The 17,292-nt window shown below is 58.6% G+C and carries 22 protein-coding genes and 3 pseudogenes; 12 read left to right on the top strand and 13 right to left on the bottom strand.

Going from position 1 to position 17,292, the window contains the following annotated elements; translation table 11 throughout:
- The first annotated feature begins 55 nt into the window (after positions 1 to 55).
- On the top strand, positions 56 to 355 hold the full coding sequence (locus AB8B33_RS36275; RefSeq protein WP_439019180.1) for a DUF1778 domain-containing protein: 300 nt from the start codon (positions 56 to 58) through the stop codon (positions 353 to 355).
- Between the two features lie 6 nt (positions 356 to 361).
- Here the strand turns inward: AB8B33_RS36275 and AB8B33_RS36280 are convergent.
- The 5 genes and pseudogenes from AB8B33_RS36280 to AB8B33_RS36300 all read right to left on the bottom strand — a co-directional run.
- Positions 362 to 697: pseudogene (locus AB8B33_RS36280) on the bottom strand (glycosyltransferase); the annotation flags it as partial.
- Between the two features lie 88 nt (positions 698 to 785).
- Complete coding sequence (locus AB8B33_RS36285) at positions 786 to 1,208, bottom strand: hypothetical protein (protein WP_439019181.1); 423 nt, start codon at positions 1,206 to 1,208, stop codon at positions 786 to 788.
- Complete coding sequence (locus AB8B33_RS36290; protein WP_439019182.1) at positions 1,183 to 1,485, bottom strand: hypothetical protein; 303 nt, start codon at positions 1,483 to 1,485, stop codon at positions 1,183 to 1,185. Before AB8B33_RS36290 ends, AB8B33_RS36285 begins: the two co-directional genes overlap by 26 nt.
- 58 nt (positions 1,486 to 1,543) lie before the next feature.
- Complete coding sequence (gene groL, locus AB8B33_RS36295; RefSeq protein ID WP_113321190.1) at positions 1,544 to 3,172, bottom strand: chaperonin GroEL; 1,629 nt, start codon at positions 3,170 to 3,172, stop codon at positions 1,544 to 1,546.
- 56 nt (positions 3,173 to 3,228) lie between these two features.
- Entirely contained in the window at positions 3,229 to 3,543 is a 315-nt protein-coding gene (locus tag AB8B33_RS36300; protein WP_310388834.1) for a co-chaperone GroES, read from the bottom strand.
- A gap of 277 nt (positions 3,544 to 3,820) precedes the next feature.
- Between AB8B33_RS36300 and AB8B33_RS36305 the strand changes: the two genes are divergently transcribed.
- The 3 genes and pseudogenes from AB8B33_RS36305 to AB8B33_RS36315 all read left to right on the top strand — a co-directional run.
- Positions 3,821 to 4,093: an usg protein gene (locus tag AB8B33_RS36305; RefSeq protein ID WP_113321192.1), complete on the top strand. Its 273-nt coding sequence runs from the start codon at positions 3,821 to 3,823 to the stop codon at positions 4,091 to 4,093.
- Positions 4,094 to 4,187: 94 nt separating this feature from the next.
- Positions 4,188 to 4,478, top strand: a complete 291-nt coding sequence (locus AB8B33_RS36310) for a hypothetical protein (protein ID WP_310388840.1) — start codon at positions 4,188 to 4,190, stop codon at positions 4,476 to 4,478.
- Positions 4,479 to 4,776: 298 nt separating this feature from the next.
- Positions 4,777 to 5,241 (top strand): annotated as a pseudogene (locus AB8B33_RS36315) (Hsp20 family protein); the annotation flags it as partial.
- 101 nt (positions 5,242 to 5,342) lie between these two features.
- Here AB8B33_RS36315 and AB8B33_RS36320 read toward each other — a convergent pair.
- Complete coding sequence (locus AB8B33_RS36320; RefSeq protein ID WP_439019183.1) at positions 5,343 to 6,071, bottom strand: SDR family NAD(P)-dependent oxidoreductase; 729 nt, start codon at positions 6,069 to 6,071, stop codon at positions 5,343 to 5,345.
- Between the two features lie 95 nt (positions 6,072 to 6,166).
- Between AB8B33_RS36320 and AB8B33_RS36325 the strand changes: the two genes are divergently transcribed.
- Positions 6,167 to 6,589, top strand: coding sequence for a winged helix-turn-helix transcriptional regulator (locus AB8B33_RS36325; protein ID WP_439019184.1), 423 nt, complete (start codon positions 6,167 to 6,169; stop codon positions 6,587 to 6,589).
- A gap of 46 nt (positions 6,590 to 6,635) precedes the next feature.
- Here the strand turns inward: AB8B33_RS36325 and AB8B33_RS36330 are convergent, their stop codons facing one another.
- Positions 6,636 to 7,496, bottom strand: a complete 861-nt coding sequence (locus AB8B33_RS36330) for a LysR family transcriptional regulator (protein WP_439019185.1) — start codon at positions 7,494 to 7,496, stop codon at positions 6,636 to 6,638.
- Between the two features lie 168 nt (positions 7,497 to 7,664).
- On the opposite strand from AB8B33_RS36330, the gene AB8B33_RS36335 reads away from it, so the two are divergent.
- The 4 genes and pseudogenes from AB8B33_RS36335 to AB8B33_RS36350 all read left to right on the top strand — a co-directional run bounded on the left by AB8B33_RS36335 (position 7,665) and on the right by AB8B33_RS36350 (position 10,909).
- On the top strand, positions 7,665 to 8,564 hold the full coding sequence (locus tag AB8B33_RS36335; RefSeq protein WP_439019186.1) for an NAD(P)-dependent oxidoreductase: 900 nt from the start codon (positions 7,665 to 7,667) through the stop codon (positions 8,562 to 8,564).
- Positions 8,561 to 9,375: pseudogene (locus AB8B33_RS36340) on the top strand (oxidoreductase). Before AB8B33_RS36335 ends, AB8B33_RS36340 begins: the two are co-directional and overlap by 4 nt.
- Positions 9,376 to 9,426: 51 nt before the next feature.
- The gene (locus AB8B33_RS36345) at positions 9,427 to 10,275 is read left to right on the top strand and encodes an alpha/beta fold hydrolase (protein ID WP_439019187.1); all 849 of its coding nucleotides are present in this window, start codon (positions 9,427 to 9,429) and stop codon (positions 10,273 to 10,275) included.
- Positions 10,276 to 10,378: 103 nt separating this feature from the next.
- Positions 10,379 to 10,909 (top strand): VOC family protein, encoded by a 531-nt coding sequence (locus AB8B33_RS36350; protein ID WP_439019188.1) that lies wholly within the window; start codon positions 10,379 to 10,381, stop codon positions 10,907 to 10,909.
- 385 nt (positions 10,910 to 11,294) lie between these two features.
- Here AB8B33_RS36350 and AB8B33_RS36355 read toward each other — a convergent pair whose 3' ends face one another.
- The 3 genes from AB8B33_RS36355 to AB8B33_RS36365 are packed head-to-tail and all read right to left on the bottom strand — an operon-like array spanning position 11,295 to position 12,568.
- Entirely contained in the window at positions 11,295 to 11,843 is a 549-nt protein-coding gene (locus AB8B33_RS36355) for an NAD-dependent epimerase/dehydratase family protein (protein WP_439019189.1), read from the bottom strand.
- Positions 11,844 to 11,862: 19 nt separating this feature from the next.
- The gene (locus tag AB8B33_RS36360) at positions 11,863 to 12,108 is read right to left on the bottom strand and encodes an SDR family oxidoreductase (protein ID WP_439019190.1); all 246 of its coding nucleotides are present in this window, start codon (positions 12,106 to 12,108) and stop codon (positions 11,863 to 11,865) included.
- A gap of 4 nt (positions 12,109 to 12,112) precedes the next feature.
- Positions 12,113 to 12,568, bottom strand: a complete 456-nt coding sequence (locus AB8B33_RS36365) for a MarR family winged helix-turn-helix transcriptional regulator (RefSeq protein ID WP_439019324.1) — start codon at positions 12,566 to 12,568, stop codon at positions 12,113 to 12,115.
- A gap of 306 nt (positions 12,569 to 12,874) precedes the next feature.
- Between AB8B33_RS36365 and AB8B33_RS36370 the strand changes: the two genes are divergently transcribed.
- Positions 12,875 to 13,099, top strand: a complete 225-nt coding sequence (locus AB8B33_RS36370) for a hypothetical protein (protein WP_439019191.1) — start codon at positions 12,875 to 12,877, stop codon at positions 13,097 to 13,099.
- 243 nt (positions 13,100 to 13,342) lie between these two features.
- Here AB8B33_RS36370 and AB8B33_RS36375 read toward each other — a convergent pair whose 3' ends face one another.
- Positions 13,343 to 14,170 (bottom strand): AraC family transcriptional regulator, encoded by an 828-nt coding sequence (locus AB8B33_RS36375; RefSeq protein ID WP_439019192.1) that lies wholly within the window; start codon positions 14,168 to 14,170, stop codon positions 13,343 to 13,345.
- A gap of 73 nt (positions 14,171 to 14,243) precedes the next feature.
- On the opposite strand from AB8B33_RS36375, the gene AB8B33_RS36380 reads away from it, so the two are divergent.
- Positions 14,244 to 15,194: an NmrA family NAD(P)-binding protein gene (locus AB8B33_RS36380; RefSeq protein WP_439019193.1), complete on the top strand. Its 951-nt coding sequence runs from the start codon at positions 14,244 to 14,246 to the stop codon at positions 15,192 to 15,194.
- Between the two features lie 281 nt (positions 15,195 to 15,475).
- Positions 15,476 to 15,622 (top strand): hypothetical protein, encoded by a 147-nt coding sequence (locus AB8B33_RS36385; protein WP_439019336.1) that lies wholly within the window; start codon positions 15,476 to 15,478, stop codon positions 15,620 to 15,622.
- 186 nt (positions 15,623 to 15,808) lie between these two features.
- On the opposite strand, the gene AB8B33_RS36390 is transcribed toward AB8B33_RS36385, so the two are convergent.
- Both AB8B33_RS36390 and AB8B33_RS36395 read right to left on the bottom strand, forming a co-directional pair.
- Positions 15,809 to 16,072, bottom strand: a complete 264-nt coding sequence (locus tag AB8B33_RS36390) for a hypothetical protein (protein ID WP_310388846.1) — start codon at positions 16,070 to 16,072, stop codon at positions 15,809 to 15,811.
- Between the two features lie 673 nt (positions 16,073 to 16,745).
- Positions 16,746 to 17,180, bottom strand: a complete 435-nt coding sequence (locus AB8B33_RS36395) for a GNAT family N-acetyltransferase (RefSeq protein WP_310388849.1) — start codon at positions 17,178 to 17,180, stop codon at positions 16,746 to 16,748.
- Positions 17,181 to 17,292 lie beyond the last annotated feature (112 nt).

The following is a 17,292-nucleotide window of genomic DNA, read 5'->3' on the forward strand; positions in this document are numbered from 1 at the left end:
GCGCTTGTGAGATGATGTCGTTACGCTATACGATTGGTGGAGACAGGAGATTTCTATGCCCACCCCCTCGCGTACAAGTAAAAGCCAGGACGCCAGCGTGCCGTTGAATATGCGTATCAAGCCTGCGACCCGCAACTTGATCGACCGCGCCGCCGAATTGCTCGGCAAGACGCGCACGGATTTCATGCTGGAGGCTTCAGAGCGCCGTGCCGAGGAGGTGCTGCTTGACCGTACCATATTCACGGTTAGCCCCGAAATTTATGCCGAATACCTTGCCCGACTGGACGCACCCGCACAGCCCAATGAGCGTCTGAAACGCACGATGTCCACCAAAGCTCCGTGGGATGAGGCGTGACTCTCAGTGCACCCATCCCACTGGCCGATCCCGGATCAATGGGACATGCAGGAGATCGACGTGGAAGTGAAGGACGTCAAATTCATGGGCGCGCCTGCGAACTTCCTCCAGCATCACTACCTGGTGTGGCAGGTGATCCCGGACAGCCGGGTTAAGCCTGAGCGCGACATCCGAGCATGCCACTAGCTTGGCGTCCGTAACAGAGTCGCCGCTTGCGAATAGGGTAACTTCGTGGCCCTGACGGACCAACTCCTCGGTCAGATAAGAAACGATCCGTTCCGTGCCGCCATAGAGCTTGGGCGGAACACTCTCGGCAAGGGGTGCGATCTGAGCGATCTTCATCGGCAAAACCTCCTCAATTGAGCAAAGAGTCGTCGGCAAAAATCATGCCCGCGTCCTCGAACAGGCACACGGCAGCTGGTGGCAGTGTTTAGATCTCAAACGGCTGTCGGCGGTGGTCTCCTTTCCGGTAGCTGCACAGACCAACGCCGCCAAACCGGCGCGACGGCGAGCGACGGCAACGGCTTCTTTGCATGTCGAGGAAATTGGATGCACCCTGCTCCTCGGATTGCCAATCAGACTGGTCCAGAGTCTTCAACGCTTCGATGATCTCGTCATAAGAGACGGCTTTATCCGTGCCGGGATAAAGACGAAGTGCCGGAATGGACTCGATGGCAAAGAGGTCGGATGCCCACGATGCGAGAATGGCGCGTTTTGCGTCATCGCCGATATCGCTGGCAACAAGCACGTCACGGGGGTGATTAAAATGCTTGGACGGATGAAGCAGTTGCGCGGCGCTGATTGCTGCTTCGGTACTATGGTTCGTTCTACTGTTGTTGATGTCCTCTCTCATTTTCTGGCTCCATAGATAAAGCGATGGTACCTGTGGTGATGTGCCGGAGCTCGGCAAGAAGCGGACGGTGCTCCTCGTGCGCCACCGGAATTTCGGTGATTGCCATTGCTTGCGACAGCAGACTGTCCCGGTCTCGCACGCCCCTGCTGAAGAGCCTGGCGACCGTCGCGGTCAGCCGACCGATCGAGGCCGGCTCGCCCGTTATTCCTTTGGAGCGGGCAACCTCTTTCACGACACTGGCGCAGAGGCGCGCATCTTCTTTCGATGGCAAACTCATGTTTTCTCCGCGAGTGGCTCGCCCCGCGGCGGCTGGGACGAGCCTTACCGATCACTTCTTAGAAGTCCATTCCTGCGCCAGGGGGCATGGCCGGAGCAGTGTCCTTCTTCGGCTTTTCGGCGATCATGGCCTCGGTTGTCACGAGAAGGCCGGCGACGGAGGCCGCGTCCTGGAGTGCTGCGCGTACGACCTTTGCAGGATCGATGACACCCTGTGCATAGAGATCGCCGTATTCGCCGGTCTGGGCGTTCCAGCCGTAGGAGAACTCGGCCTTCTCGCGCAGCTTGCCGACGATGATCGAACCTTCTGCGCCGGCATTCTCGGCAATCTGGCGCACCGGGGATTCGATTGCGCGCCGCACGATCTCAACGCCGACACGCTGGTCCTGGTTGGCCGTATTAAGATTGTCGAGCGCCTTGACGGCGCGCAGCAACGCGACACCGCCACCCGGCAGGATACCTTCCTCGACAGCCGCCCGCGTGGCATGCAGCGCGTCATCAACGCGGTCCTTCTTCTCCTTGACCTCGACTTCAGTGGAACCGCCGACGCGGATGACGGCAACGCCGCCAGCGAGCTTGGCAAGACGTTCCTGCAGCTTTTCGCGATCGTAGTCGGAAGTGGTTTCCTCGATCTGGGCGCGGATCTGTGCAACGCGACCGTCGATCTCGGCCTTGGAACCGACGCCATCGATGATAGTGGTATTCTCCTTCTCGATCGCCACCTTCTTGGCGCGGCCGAGCATGTCGAGGGTGACGGACTCGAGCTTGATGCCGAGGTCTTCGGAAATCACAGTGCCGCCCGTGAGGATAGCGATGTCTTCCAGCATGGCCTTACGGCGGTCGCCGAAGCCCGGAGCCTTGACAGCGGCAATCTTTAGGCCGCCACGCAGCTTGTTGACGACGAGGGTTGCAAGGGCCTCGCCTTCGACATCTTCAGCAATGATCAGCAGCGGCTTGCCGGACTGCACGACGGCTTCCAGGACCGGTAGCATCGATTGAAGATTGGAGAGTTTCTTCTCGTGGATCAGGATATAAGGATCCTCGAACTCGACGCGCATCTTCTCGGTATTGGTCACGAAGTAGGGCGAGAGATAACCGCGGTCGAACTGCATGCCTTCGACGACTTCGAGCTCGGTTTCAGCGGTCTTGGCTTCTTCGACGGTGATGACGCCTTCATTGCCGACCTTCTCCATTGCTTCGGCGAGATAGCGGCCGATTTCCTCGTCGCCATTGGCCGAGATAGTGCCGACCTGGGCAATCTCTGCATTGTTGGAGATCTTGCGAGCGTTGGTCTTCAATTCCTTGACGACCGCGTCCACGGCAAGGTCGATACCGCGTTTCAGGTCCATCGGGTTCATCCCGGAAGCGACCGCCTTGGCGCCTTCCTTGACGATCGCCTGCGCAAGAACGGTTGCCGTCGTCGTGCCGTCGCCGGCTATGTCATTGGTCTTCGAAGCAACTTCGCGCAGCATCTGCGCGCCCATATTCTCGAACTTGTCTTCGAGTTCGATTTCCTTGGCGACCGAAACACCGTCCTTGGTGATGCGCGGTGCGCCGAAGGACTTGTCGATCACGACGTTGCGGCCTTTCGGGCCGAGCGTCACCTTCACGGCGTTGGCCAGAACATCGACCCCTCGCAACATGCGGTCACGGGCATCGATGTTGAATTTCACGTCTTTCGCAGCCATTTCTTTAACTCCTCAATAGGCAGCTATTGTTGACTGATGGGTTGATTGCCGGATGCTCAGGCAGCCTTCTTCTGCTCGCTCTGGGCTTCGATGATGCCCATGACATCGCTTTCCTTCATGATCAGCAGATCCTCGCCGTTGATCTTGATCTCGGTGCCAGACCATTTGCCAAACAGGATGCGATCGCCTGCCTTGACATCGAGGGCCTGGACCTGGCCGGCCTCGTTGCGCGCGCCGGGACCTACGGCGATGACCTCGCCTTCCTGCGGCTTTTCCTTGGCGGTGTCGGGAATGATGATGCCGCCCCGGGTCTTCTCCTGCGTTTCGACGCGGCGGACGAGAATGCGATCATGCAGCGGTCTAAACGACATGTTTTCCTCCATCGGACAAAAAAGATGACGCAATCCCCTGGCCGGACCGGATGACCAGTCCGGGCGGGTGCAAAACCTCCATCGAGCGTTTTGCGCGAAATGATCTGGTTTTGCGATTTTTCGATTTCAAGAGGGCAAAGAGAAAAAATTAGCAATCCACAACAGGTGCTGCTAACATACTGGAAGGGAACACAAAACTGGCTTCACTCGTTGACAAACCCGTTGATAGCCGCAAATTCTTGCGGCAAATTTCAAAGGTCATGAAACGGAGATGAGCATGCAATTTTCATCCGACCTGGAACGCCAGCTCAATGGCTATGGTCTCACCACCGCCCATATCCTTTACCGCATTCCCGATTTCGAATCCCTGCTGCAGACCTATGTCTGGCAGGACTACGATCTGGCGCCCGATTTTCCCGAGATGCACAAGTTCCTGGACTTCTGGCAGGAGAGCCTCGATGGCCCGCTGCATTCCGTCCGCTACAGCCATCAGCGCCTGATCGGGCCGAACGAATGGCGTCGTGTCGAAGGCGAGTTCAAGCTGAACTGAATCTTGAATCCGGATTTTCCACTTCCTAGTTCACGTGATGATCGGGGCTTGATGAGCCCGGTCGCTTTCCCACGTCTGCATGGAGTGAGACCACATGGAAGAGACCATCAATATCATCAGAAGCGCCAGCATCCCGGAGAGGGAAGAGATCATCGTCGATTTCGCCCGATGGCTTGAGACCGCTTCGCAGGAGGCTCAGGTCTATGGTGAAGGGCGGTTCGCTTTGATGTCTGCCAATATGGCGGAAGCGATCCGCATAAACGCCGATGAACTCGCACGCGACAATCCCGAAACGACTGAGCGGGTATTGCAACAGGCGTGCGCAATGATCTCGCAGTTCAAGGCGGCGTACCCGCATCGCGTTCTCAGTCGGGCAGTCCATTAACCGGCCGTCCCAACTCGTCACCGGTGCGCACGATATTGGACGGCGCACCGAGAGGTTCTTTCTTGACTACACATGGGAAGCGCACCCAGACCTCGCGGCGTGCATGAATATCGGAGGCGACAAGACAAGGGCGCTCCTGAGCTCGGCTCGCGGGCGGTTCATTTTTGTCTCAGCAGATCTTGAATCGGAAAAACGGCAAGACACAAATTGAATTCCACCGTCCGCTGAAATCAGGGCTGGCTTTGCCGGAGCGCCGCTTTTGGCACTCCCGTACCCATGTTGCTCCTAGGATATGGCTATGGCATCTTACGACTACGCACCTATTTACCGCTCGAGCGTTGCCTTCGAACGGGTCTTCGATCTCCTCGAAGACGCCCGGCGCCCGTTCGACCAACGACTGGCCGCCCTATGACATCGTCTGGACCGGCGACGACAGCTACCGCATTTCGATCGCGGTCGCAGGCTTTGCCCAGGACGATCTTGACATCACGTTTCAGTCCAATCTGCTGATGGTCACCGGCAAAAAGCAGGAAGTACCAGCAGATGGGTGTCTGCATCGCGGCATTACCGGGCGTCCGTTCGAACACCGTTTCGAACTTGCCGACCATGTCCGGGTGACGGGGCCGACCTCAGCAACGGTCTTCCGTCGATCGAGCTTGTTCGTGAGATCCCCGAGGCATTGAAGCCGCGTAAGATCTGGATCCAGACCACACCTTCGTCGACATCGGCTGCCCCGGCACAGATCGAAGCCCAGAAGGCGGCTGATGACAAACGGACGATCCTTGCGCCTGGGCGTCTGATTTCTACGCGGTCGACTCGAAACCGGCGCTTCGGGCTCGTTTCCGGCGCCGTCGAAGGCAGCCATCAGACCTGAGCCATACCTCCATCAACGGCTATTTCTGCACCGGTGGTAAAACTGCTCTCGTCGCTTGCAAGGAAGAGGGCTGCTGCCGCCACCTTGTCAGGTCTACCCATGCGCCCAAGGGGGATCATACTGGACAGTGCGTCTCGTATTTCCTGTGAGGCCGCCGCCATCATCGCCGTATCGGTCGGTCCAGGGCTGACAACGTTAACGCGTATACCTTTAGGAGCAAGCTCGTTCGCCCATGTGCGTGTGAACGAACGGACCGCGGCCTTGGTCGCCCCATAGACGCCATATCCTTTGGTGCCTATATCGCCCGCGATGGAGCCGATCAGCACTATCGTCGCGCCGGGCCGCATGATGTCGATGGCACCCTGTGCTGCGAATACGAGGGCTCGGACGTTCAGGCCAAATGTCCGATCGAAATGATCCTCGGAAATGTCTTCAAGGGGTGCGTATTCGGATAGGCCCGCGTTCACGACAAGCACGTCGATGCGGCCTTGTTCCGATCGTATCTGCTCAAAGACGCGCTGAAGATCGGCGCTGTTACTGGCATCCGCCTGGATCGTGTGGATGCTGCCCATGCCGGCTAAGTCTGGTTGGCTCTCCGCGCCCTTGCGGCTGGTCGCGTAGACCTGCGCTCCTTCGCTGGCGAACCTCTTAGAAATGGCGCCGCCGATGCCACCGACACCGCCGATAACGAGGGAAATCTTGTTTGCTAATTTGCTCATGTTAACTCCATCAACACTGATGAAGCCAAGATATATCCTCTATACCTACGGTCAATTACGCACTACAGGTAAAGCAGATATCGAGGAGTATATCCATGTCCGCAATGAAAGAAGGTCCGCTCATCAAAGCTTGCTCGTCCCATAGCCACAAAGCTGTCTCCGCCGAGGCGTTGCTTGACGTTGAGAAGGCGCGGCCCGTGCTTGAGCAGATCGCCAACAAGTGGTCGGTCCTGATCCTGACCGTCCTGTGTACTAGGCCGTCACGCTTTAACGAGATCATGCGGCGCCTGGACGGGATCACGCACAAAGCGCTCGCCGACGCATTGAAGCGCTTGGAGCGTAATGGACTCATTCGTCGTGAAGTGCTCACGACAACGACACCGGTCGGCGTCGAATATACCATCACCTCGCTCGGCCGCTCCCTTCAGCAACCCTTCGAGGCGCTCTACGCTTGGTCCATGACCTACGGTCCGGAGCTTGAGCGCGCGCAAGAAGAATACGATCGGGTCCGAGACTAACTCGACTGATATCGGCCGACATTCGATTGGTTGACCGGGCCGCTCATCACGCGGCCGCATTCACCAGATGGTCTGAGACGGTCGAGATGAACGCACGAAGACGCTGAAGACGTCGTAGGTCTCGGTGATATCCCATCCAGATGTCTCGCGCGGGCGGCGTCGTGGGCAGTTCCAGTCTACGGATACCGGCGATCTGATTGCCGACTACGCGGGGCAGGACGGCGATCCCGACGCCTTGCCTACACATGCGCCCCTGGACGTTGCGGTTATTTGATCGCAGGACTGGTCTCGCGTTGGGAAAACTTTCCATGAGCCAAGCGATATCGGGGAACTGCCCGGTCGACGTATCGTGAGTAATCAGCCGGAAACCAGTCCCGTCGCCATATTTGGGATCAGGCGACTCCTCGGCGATATAGACGCCGTATTCCAGCCTGAAGAGCCGCCGCTGAACGACATCGGCAGTGTTGAACGGAACGATGCGAAAAGCAACATCGGCCTCCCGCTGGGCGAGGCTGAACAGGCGCGTGCCGGTCAGGATCTCGACGTCGACATTGGGGTAGGCGGTCGAGAAATCCGCCAGGATGGGAGGCAGTACATAGGCCCCGAACCAGTCCGCTGATGAAATGCGCAGACTGCCTTTGAGATTCTGCTCCCGCCCTGCAAGCCGGCGTTCCATTGCCAGTGCACCCTCTTCCATCTGCTCCGCCAGCGCGATGATGCCGTGGCCCTCTTCGGTCAGTACGAGACCGTCCGCAGTCCGCTGGAAGAGCGTGTGACCAATCGCCTGCTCAAGTGCGCGCAGGCGCCTCCCGACGGTCGGATGGCTCGTCTGAAGAGAACGCGCGGCTCCGCCGAGCGTGCCAGATCGAGCAACAGCAAGAAAGATTCTGACGTCACTCCACTCCATCGCCGCACCTGCACAAAACTGAACGCCGAGAATACATTTATGTCACTTAAAGAACAAATTTAAGTACCTAAATTTTTGCCATCGCCTGCAAGGTAGCGACCGGACGATCGCCCGACAGCATGAGTCCGACCCTCCGCGCACAGCTCTCATCTGAACGGGAGATAAGACATGCAGATCGGATTTATCGGTCTCGGCAGTATGGGCTCGGCAATGGCCCTTAACCTGGCGAAGGCGGGCCACAATGTCCGGGCGTGGAACCGTAGCAAGCTCGCCCAGGATAGCATTCCCGGGGTGACGCTTGTCGAACTCACGGCGAATGTATTTCAGGCTGACGTGGTCTTCACGATGCTATCCGACGGCCCCGCCATTCAAGAGGTGATCGTCGATGCCGGCCTGCTCGCAAGCGCGCGACCAGGGCTGATCCACGTGGTCACATCGACAATCTCGGTCGCATTTGCGCGAGACCTGGAGCTGCTGCACGAAGAAGCGGGCCTTGGCTATGTGTCCGCACCGGTTCTTGGGCGACCGAACGTAGCCGCGAGTGGGCAGCTCAACATTCTGGCGGCCGGGAAGGCCGATGCCGTTGCCGCGATCGAGCCGTTGCTCGCTCCCCTCAGCAAAAAGGTCTGGAAGCTGGGCGAGAACCCCGCTCGGGCGAACGCGGCAAAGCTTGCCTGCAACATGATGATCGCCATGGCGATCGAGGCAATGGCGGAGGGTGTCGTGCTGACCGAGAGCGTCGGGCTCGACCGAGCAGATTTCTTTGAACTCATCTTGGGCACCCTTTTCTCAGGACGCGCCTATGAGAGTTACAGCGCGCAGATCACGGAACGGTCCTTCGAGCCCGGTTTCAAAGCCAAGCTCGCACTCAAGGACATGCGCCTGGCGACTGAGGCCAGCAAGGCGATCGGACGCACGCTCCCGATGCTTGAAGCTGTCCGCGAGGGGGTCGAGAAAGCCGTCTCGGCAGGCCTCGGCGAGAAGGACTGGTCGATCATGGCCGACATGACGGTCCGTGGCGGCGACAGCTTGGCATCGTCTGAAAGCAACTCGGAGAAAAAGTCATGAAAACGTGGCTCATCACAGGCTGCTCAAGCGGCTTCGGACAGCGGCTCGCGCTCGCTGCAGCACAGCGCGGGGATCGTGTCATCGCGACGGCCCGCAATGTCAAAGCGATCGAGGAAATGGCTGAGCCTTTCGGCGGGCGCATGATCGCGTTGCCGCTCGACGTGACGGATGCGGCGGCAGCCAGGGCAGTGGTCGCAAGGCGGTCGAGACATTCGGCGGCTTTGATGTGCTCGTGAACAATGCCGGCTACGGACTGTTCGGTGCGATCGAGGAAGGCACCCCCGAAGAATATCGGCCGATGTTTGAGGTGAACGTCTTCGGTCTGATCGAAACCACTAGAGCAGCCTCACCCGTCCTGCGACGCTCGGGCGGAACGATCGTCAACATGTCATCCGGTGCAGGCATCGCAGGCGGCGGATATTACAACGCCGCCAAGTTTGCCGTGGAAGGAATTTCCGAAGCGCTCGCCGGCGAGTTTCAGCCGTTCGGCATCCGCGTGCTGATCGTCGAGCCTGGGCCGTTTCGCACCGATTTCCTTGGACGTTCGATCACGATGGTGGCGAACGAGATGCCGGAATACGCCGCGACTTCGCGCAAGCACTATCGCGAAACCAACAACGGCAATCAGGCAGGCGATCCAGACAAGGCGATCGCGGGGATCCTGCAAGCACTCAATGCCGACAACGCCCCGCTTCATCTGCTGCTCGGTCCCGTCGCGCATTCGATCGCCGAGCGAAAGCTGGCTTCGTTTCGAAGCGATATCGACGCCTGGCGCGACATCACCATCGCCACCAATTTCGACCAGCACTGAGCGCTGGCCGCAACCTCTGTTTTGAACTTTAACATCGACTGGAACATTGTCATGATCGCAACTTTGAAGGGATTTACCCAGCAGCTGGTGCCGGTGAACGGCATCAAGATCAACGCTGTCACCGGGGGCTCCGGTCCGCCGATCCTTTTGCTACACGGCTGGCCGGAAACATGGTGGGAATGGCACCATGTGATGCCGCTACTGGCCGAGCATTTTAGCGTGGTGGCCATGGATCTGCGCGGCGCGGGTTTTTCCGACTGCCCGCTTGACGGCTATGACAAGGCGACGATGGCGCGCGACGCGCACGAGGTCATGGTTGCACTTGAGCATGAACGCTACGCCGTGTGCGGCCATGACATTGGCGGAATGGTGGCGTTGCCGCAGGCGGCCACCTATCGGGAGGCTGTTACCCATCTGGCCGTCCTCGACGTTCCGCTTCCCGGCTGGACACAATGGGAGGCGACGACTGCAAGGATCTGGCACTTCAGTTTTCATATGAACCGGGATCTACCGGAGCGCCTGATCCACGGCCGTGAATATGATTATGTTTCGGCCTTCATGGCTGAGCGGTTCTACGATCACAGCACCTTCAATCCGGCGGACATCGAGATCTACGCGAAAGCAATGGCCCTTCCTGGCCGCACGCGCGGCGGCATGGAATGGTATCGTACCCTAACAGCCGACCATGCGGCCGCACTCGGGTACAAAAAGCAACCGCTCGAGATACCGGTACTCGGTCTCGGCGGGGAGCAGCGCTTCGGTGCGCATATGGTTCCGATGCTTAAGGAGTTTGCGAGCAATGTAACAGGCGGCTCGATTGCGCGGTGTAGCCACTATGTCGCGGACGAGCGGCCGGATGAAGTAGCGGCAGCTCTGATCGATTTTCTCAAGGCCAATTAAAATTCTGCACCGCTCCGGCGCGGGCGGGCGGAGCACAACATTGCAGGCGAGTTTCGCCAGCACCTATCGCGTTCGTCGATTTCAACAAGAAAGGAAAGCTATCATGACCGCACCTGTCATTCGCGGCGTTAATCATATCGGCATCACGGTGCCCGACATCGAAGCAGCAAAATCGTTCCTGGTGGAAGCTTTTGGCGGCGAGGTGATCTATCAGTCCTTCGGACCGCAGGATCCGCCGCGTCAGGGACCAGAATTCGAGCGCGCCACTGGCGCGTTCCCTGGTACGGTCGTGCGTGCCCAGGCGATGGTCAAAATCGGAACCGGACCGGACATCGAGCTCTTCGAAATGCACGGACCCGAACAAGCCCAGCCCGTTCGAGCGAGCGACTTCGGCATTACACACGTCGGTGTCTACACCGACGACATCGACGCATCGGTTGACCGCTTCGAAAAGGCCGGAGGCACACCCCTTACCGCGCCACGCGCTATTCCCTATGCAACCGAAAAAGGTCCTGGAAACAAGGTCTGCTATTGCCGCATGCCATGGGGCACAACGATTGAATTTATCACCACGCCCGACCGCATGGGGTATCACGACCAGACGGATCTGCGCAGGTGGCAGGACCAGGGATGAGCGTGAGCCTTGAAAACAAAATCCCGCTGCAGCTTTTCTGTCGATCTCGGCGATGACGGCGGCTTCGGCGCTGGCGGGATGCACCTCGACCTCCGGCGCCGGCCAGGTCATCGATCCGACTGGTGAGCGCCCCGGCCCGGATCTCCAGCCTCCCGCGTCCGGGAGCTGATCCCAGTCATAGGCCTCGACCTTGCGCCTGATCTCATCAAGTCGTTGGTCGGGAACATGGATGGCAAAAGGCGTTGCCATCTTTTCCTCCTTGCTTCAGCTTTCAGGTGTTAGACGACCGACCACCGTCGGTGGTTCCACCAAGGTCATTATTCCTCGAGCAATCCCAAACAAACACGACACCTAACTGGAGCGGGCCTCGGCTATTATTCCCCTTTCACAGGATCTGTTCTTGCACGGCCTGGTAAACGGTCCTCACAGTCGGTTGGAAACCAAGAATCCGCGCCAGCGATGCATCGACGTGGAGGTGCCAGGGGTTTTGCATTGGCTCGCACGAGGGTTCCATCTTGTGGCCCGCGAGTCCCACCAATTCATAGACCGTCGTCGGCGCTTCATCGGATATGTTGACGATCCGGCCATCGAAGGCGCCCGCCAGCGCCAATCTCATCGCCGTCGCAATATCGCGATGATGTATGGTGCTCATCCGATTGGCGGGATGGAAGCCAAAGGTGACCAGGTGTTTTGACAGCATTTCCAGGTGGCCGTCGCCGTCACCATAAACGAATGGGAACCGTAAGATCGACCAGTTCAAGTCGCTTTCGCGCAGCAGTTCCTCGGCTGCGACCTTGCTAGCGGGATAGGCTTGTTGCGGCTCGACACTATCGGTCCCCCGGCCTGGCTGGGTTGAATTCCTGTTATAGACATTCGACGTGCTCGCCATAATGAAGCGGGCGCCAAGGGCATCGGCTTTTACGCCGGCGATCAAATTGCGGGTGCCCTCTAGATTACTCCTCCAGATCAGATCGATATCCGGGCTGCGAAAGACGGCGGCCAGGCACGATCGCCGAAACGCCCTGCACAGCCTCCGAAAGCGTCGAAGGGTCAAGAATATCGCCCGTTACGGCTGTTGCTCCCGGAGGGCAGGTTTTCCCTGCCCGTAAAAGCAGTCTGCAATCAAGACCTGCCTCCACCAGACGAGGAACAAGGCGCTCGCCAACAATGCCTGTCGCACCCGTTATCAGGATCGTCATCAGCTCATTCCTTTTCTGAGAGAGCCCGAAGCCGCTCGCTCGCTAATCGAAGGACGCGGATCGTCGTGGCCAGATCGGCCTCGTCGATGCCATCAAAAGCAGCCCGGTGAATAAACGAGAGGTCTGGGAGTTCGCGCCACAGGGCCTCGCCTGAACTCGTCAAGGTTAAAAGACGCTGGCGTTGGTCTTTTCCGTCCGAGGTCTGCTGGACCAGCCCTTTGCGAACAAGCGTGGCGATGATCCCGCTCAAAGTCGCCCGTTCGAGCTCAAGCGCGCGTCCGAGATCGCGCTGCATCGCCGGACCAGCATTTGCCAGATGCCACAGAACGTACCACTGCGTCGAACCCAGATCGTATGGGCGCAGGGTCGCGTCCATTAGGGCCCGCCCCGCAAGATAGCATCGCTTGGTCCATGCCCCGACAGTCAGATGTTCGGCGTCTCGGTCATCTCCCATGTGCATCAATTCCGACATTGTTTGCTACCTTGCGATTATTGCAAGGTAGCAAACGAATTGTCAAGTCTAGGGCGCTATTGTGGCGTCGGCTCGTCTCTGTGAAGGGGCGCGAGCGCACCTATAGCTTCCCGTAGAGAGCGCGTGCGAAAGGAAGTTCGCATATACCACGCGATTCACCTCACAGGCCGGTCAGCTCCATCTACGTGTTAGAGAAAATGTGCGCCTTCCGGCACTGAAACTGCGATGGCGCGGATCGGCGGGCAGGTCGGATGCTCAACAAGCCGTCGTCGACCATTCGGATTTGCTCCTCACATGATCGACCGCACCACGCCTCCATCGACACGCAATGCAGTACCGCTCGTCGCAGGGGCCCGCTGGGAACAGACGTCGACCAATGTTGGCGATTTCCTCGGTGGTCGAGAACCTGCCGAGGAGGGACGGCGGACGGTTATTGGCGAGGAAATCTCGCTCGACGTTCTGAATGCTCTGGCCGGACCGCTGTGCGATGTTCTCCAGCACGGCGCCGAATCCTTCTGACCTCGTCGGACCTGGAAGAACGGAGTTAACGGTGACGCCGGTCCCGCCAGCGGGTTCAGCGACGCGCGCGCGACCGCGAGCTGCGCAGCTTTGGTCATCCCGTCGTCGATCATTTCTTCGGCGGGTCCAACGCGGACTTGCTGCTGATGAAGACGATGCGGGAACACTTGCCCGCTAATTCGCTTGAATTGCTAAGTTGCGTCAGGAGGATTGTCGCCGCCGATACTTCGGATGGGCAACTTCTCACGCGTGGCCCGTGCTCAATAAGCGATCGGTAAAGTAACGCGATGGTGTGATCCCAAGCGCCTTCTTGAACATGACGATGAAGGCCGTCGTGGATTCATATCCCAAGTCGCCTGCTACCCGATGGACTGTCGCACCGCCCGCAAGTTCCCGCAGCGCGATGACTAGATGTAGCTGACGCCGCCAACGGCCGAAGCTCAATCCCGTCTGTTGGACCATAAGCCTCTTTAGGGATCGCTCACTGACGGCGACATGCTCAGCCCATTGGCCGAGGGTTCGGCGGTCGCTCGGGTCTGCCAGAAGCGCCGCAGCGATCATGGCGATCTTTGGGTGGTCAGATACAGGTAGCTCCAACTTCTCCCGCGGCATCAGCGCGAGCTCATCGAGCATGACCCGCACGAGCCGATCGACATGAGCGTCGCGCGCATCACTCTCTGATACTTCCGCTACCCGGTGTATCATCTCCCGAAGCATCGGCGATACCGAAAGCGTGCAGCATTCATCCGGAAGCATGGCCGCGCCGGGTTCGACAAACAGGTATGTTAGACGAGCATTGGACGTGACCTGATTGCTGTGAGGAACGCCACCGGGGATCCAAACTCCGCAGTCAGGCGGAACGATCCAGAGCCCACTTTCCGCTTTGCAGGTAACCGCTCCATGTAGCGCCAAGATCAGTTGACCCTGCCGGTGCTGGTGCTGGGTCCCCTCGGCTTCATAGTCGGCGAAGTCCATCCTGATTGCCATCGCCGGTCCATGCAAGAGGTTGCTCAGATCGATAGCGGTACTGCAGGGTGGCTTATTCGAAGGTTGGCCCGATTTCGAGATCATATGGCATTATCTCCACTTTTGCTCACGACGCAATCTTTTAGGATCTTGGTTCAGCAACTTGAGGAGATTAGCCATGCGTATCGCCGTGGTTGGCGCGACCGGCAGGATCGGTGCCAAACTTACCGAGAACCTCTTGGCCAAAGGCCATTCAGTCAAAGCTCTTTCGAGAGGAGGGCCCGCCCTCGATGCACTTGTCGCGAAAGGAGCAGAACCGTTCCTTGGCAGCTTCGACACAGGTGCTGGTGAGCTTGACGCGTTCTTCGAAGACGCTGACGCTGCGTTCCTCATGGTCAAAACCATTTGGGGGTCGGAGGACTTCCATGGGCACTACCCTACGGTAGCGCTTCGGTTTTTCGACGCACTTCGGGATTCCCCAGTGAAATTGGCCGTGAGCCTGACCGGGATGGGATCCGAGGTCAGCGGAAATACCGGCCATTTCCAGGGCTTCCATATCCTGGATCAGATCCTCAACCGACTACGCGACATCAAATTGGTGCACCTGCAGGGTGGCTGGTTCATGCAGGACCTGGCCGGGTGGACCGACTCGATCGCGCAGCACGAGAGGATCGGCTGGTCACTTGACCCCAACGTCAAGACTCCTTGGGTTGCCATTCAGGACATCGCGGATCTCGCGGCGAAGGAGTTCGACACGCCGACTGAGCAGCACCGATCCGTAAAGCAACTGGGCATCGATTACACGATGACCGAGATCGCTGCGATTATTGGCCAGGCACTCGGTAGAGAGGTAGACTATCGCTTCATCAATAGGAGCGATCGCGAGGTTGAGACGGTATTCCGGAAAAGGTTCGGAACCCTCGGACGGTGGGTCTACGATAACGACACCATGGCTGCACTTAACGATGGGCGTGTAACGTTTCGCGATGATCGTCCTGCGCTGCGCACGACAATGGAAGAATTCGTCAAACACACCCTCAGACCGCTGATCGAGAAGGCGCGGAAGGATGGCGTCAAACCAGAGACCTTCCTAACGTGGAGCTCACAGCTAGAGCCATCCTTGGCATAGCCGATGAGGCAGATGCGGGCGACCGCCTATGCCATTCAGCTTGATGTCGAGGTCCTCTTCTGGGGTGACCGGCGGTCAGGGCTGAAGCGTGACAGCCCTCGCTTTGAAAAAGGGCCGGCGGGTACGCGCGCTGGTGCGCGACCAGAATAGCGAGGCTGCACGCTCGCTCGCGGACTCTGGGATCGAGTTAGCCCCGAGGCGACTTCAACGATGCAAGCACGCTTGCGGCTGCGATGGAAGGCGTGCGCGGTGTTTTCTCGATGCAGCAGGACAGGGCTCCCTTGTCAGAATTCCGGAACCTGCTTGATGCTGCGATTGCCGCGGGGGTTGAGCAGTCGACCGGCGCCATGCCGCGAGAAGCCGAGACCATGGGCGGCATTCGAGCCCCGAACGATGAGGATCGGTTCCGCCATATCGAAGCGGAATGATGGTCAGATCGGTCGCGTCTGCTTGTCGGGGTAGATCCCCATGGCAGTTAGCGTTTGGCCTCTATCGCTCGGCGAAGTGCCGCGTTTACGCGCACCCGCCAAACTGGCCCCCGGAGATAGTCTTGTCGAGTTGCTGGCATGGCGCGCGATCGGTCTGCCGACCTTGCCGCCTGTTTCTTATGTTGTCTACGACAGCGAACTCAGATGAATGAAAAGAGAGCCATTCGCGCCCTCAATTTTCTTTAGGAGATCCGCGCTGACTTCGTCTCTTGTCACCGCTTTAAAATGACGCCACTTCTGTTTTGTGGCGTTCGCAGGTATTGCCTTTCCTTCACGCAAAAAAAGCGTCACGTCGGGTTCGTCATCCGACTTGTAGATGCAAATCCTCATCGCCGCCCCCGTTTTGCAGTGCAAAATATTGTGCGCCGCAATATCAATGATGGCAAACAATATTTTGCCGGATAAGCGAAAATCGTGACCGGTCAGAGTAGATGCTATCGAGATCGCCGGGTGGATTCTGTAGCCTATACCGCGCCCGCCGGGCGAACTTTGCGTTGTTATTCAGAGCAACCTCGTGCCAAGCGTCTCCAGGCTGATTCTTCCGAAAATGGCATAGGAGCAAGCCTTGATGGCGACGCCGCTTGCACCTTCTCCGCTGCTGTTCCGCAGGAACTCGGGATCAACAGCGCAGAGCTCGCGCTGCTCAGGCTCGACGCGCTTGCGGAAAACGGAGAACAAATGAAATGCAAATTTTCAGCTGATTGCCGTAGAATTTTTCCAGGCGCTCTGTTTCGGGAGAATCGGGGCGCACGCCGACCGCCGAGGCTGCCCTTGTTGGCGAGGCGTGCAACTTCCTGATCGAGAAGGCGATTGGCCCCGACATCCTAGCCTCCACCTGTAACTCGCCGGAGGAGCGGGCTGTGTGCGTTCTTGTCAAGTTGAGGCAGGTCTGCAGTGCGACGACAGGGCAGGTGGCGTCCGAGGTGAAACAAGGGGCCGACAATCTCGTCCGTACGGCGATGCATCGTGTTCCGGCTGACGTCGGATTTCTCGCCGGCTTCCTCATTCCCTCAAGATCAACGAGGAAATCGTCAAGCTGCATCTTTGACACTCCACCGGCCTGTCAAGAAACTTTCTTCGCCATACCCACCGAGCGCGGCGCGGTTTCAGTGAAGCCGAACTGTTGATAGAGCCGGTTTGCCGGCACGTCGGCGATCAGACTGACATAGGCGGTCTTTGGCAGCTTGCTCTCGATATGGTCCATCAGTGCTGCCATGATCATCTTGCCGAGCCCTCTTCCCCGGTGCTCGGGCATGATCGCGATGTCGGTCACCTGAAAGAAGCAGCCCCCGTCGCCGATGATTCGACCCATGCCGATGACCGCGCCGCCGCTCATCAGGCAGACGCCAAAGATAGAATTGGGCAGCCCCTTTTCGGCCGCCTCTTTCGAGAAAGGGCTAAGACCGGAGGCCTCGCGCAGGCGCAGGTAATCGTCAACGCTCGGGAGGTGGGGTTCGATGCGGTAGTCGTTAAGCGGGGTTAAAAGGGTGCCTGCCAATTGATGCCTTCCAAAATTCCCGCCGCCGGCTCGCGGCCTTGCCGGTTGATGACGCAAACAGTCGCGCAATGAAAACTGCCACGGAGTCAATGTCGAAGGGAATACAACGGAA

Source organism: Rhizobium sp. 768_B6_N1_8 (assembly GCF_051811225.1).
GTDB lineage: Bacteria > Pseudomonadota > Alphaproteobacteria > Rhizobiales > Rhizobiaceae > Rhizobium.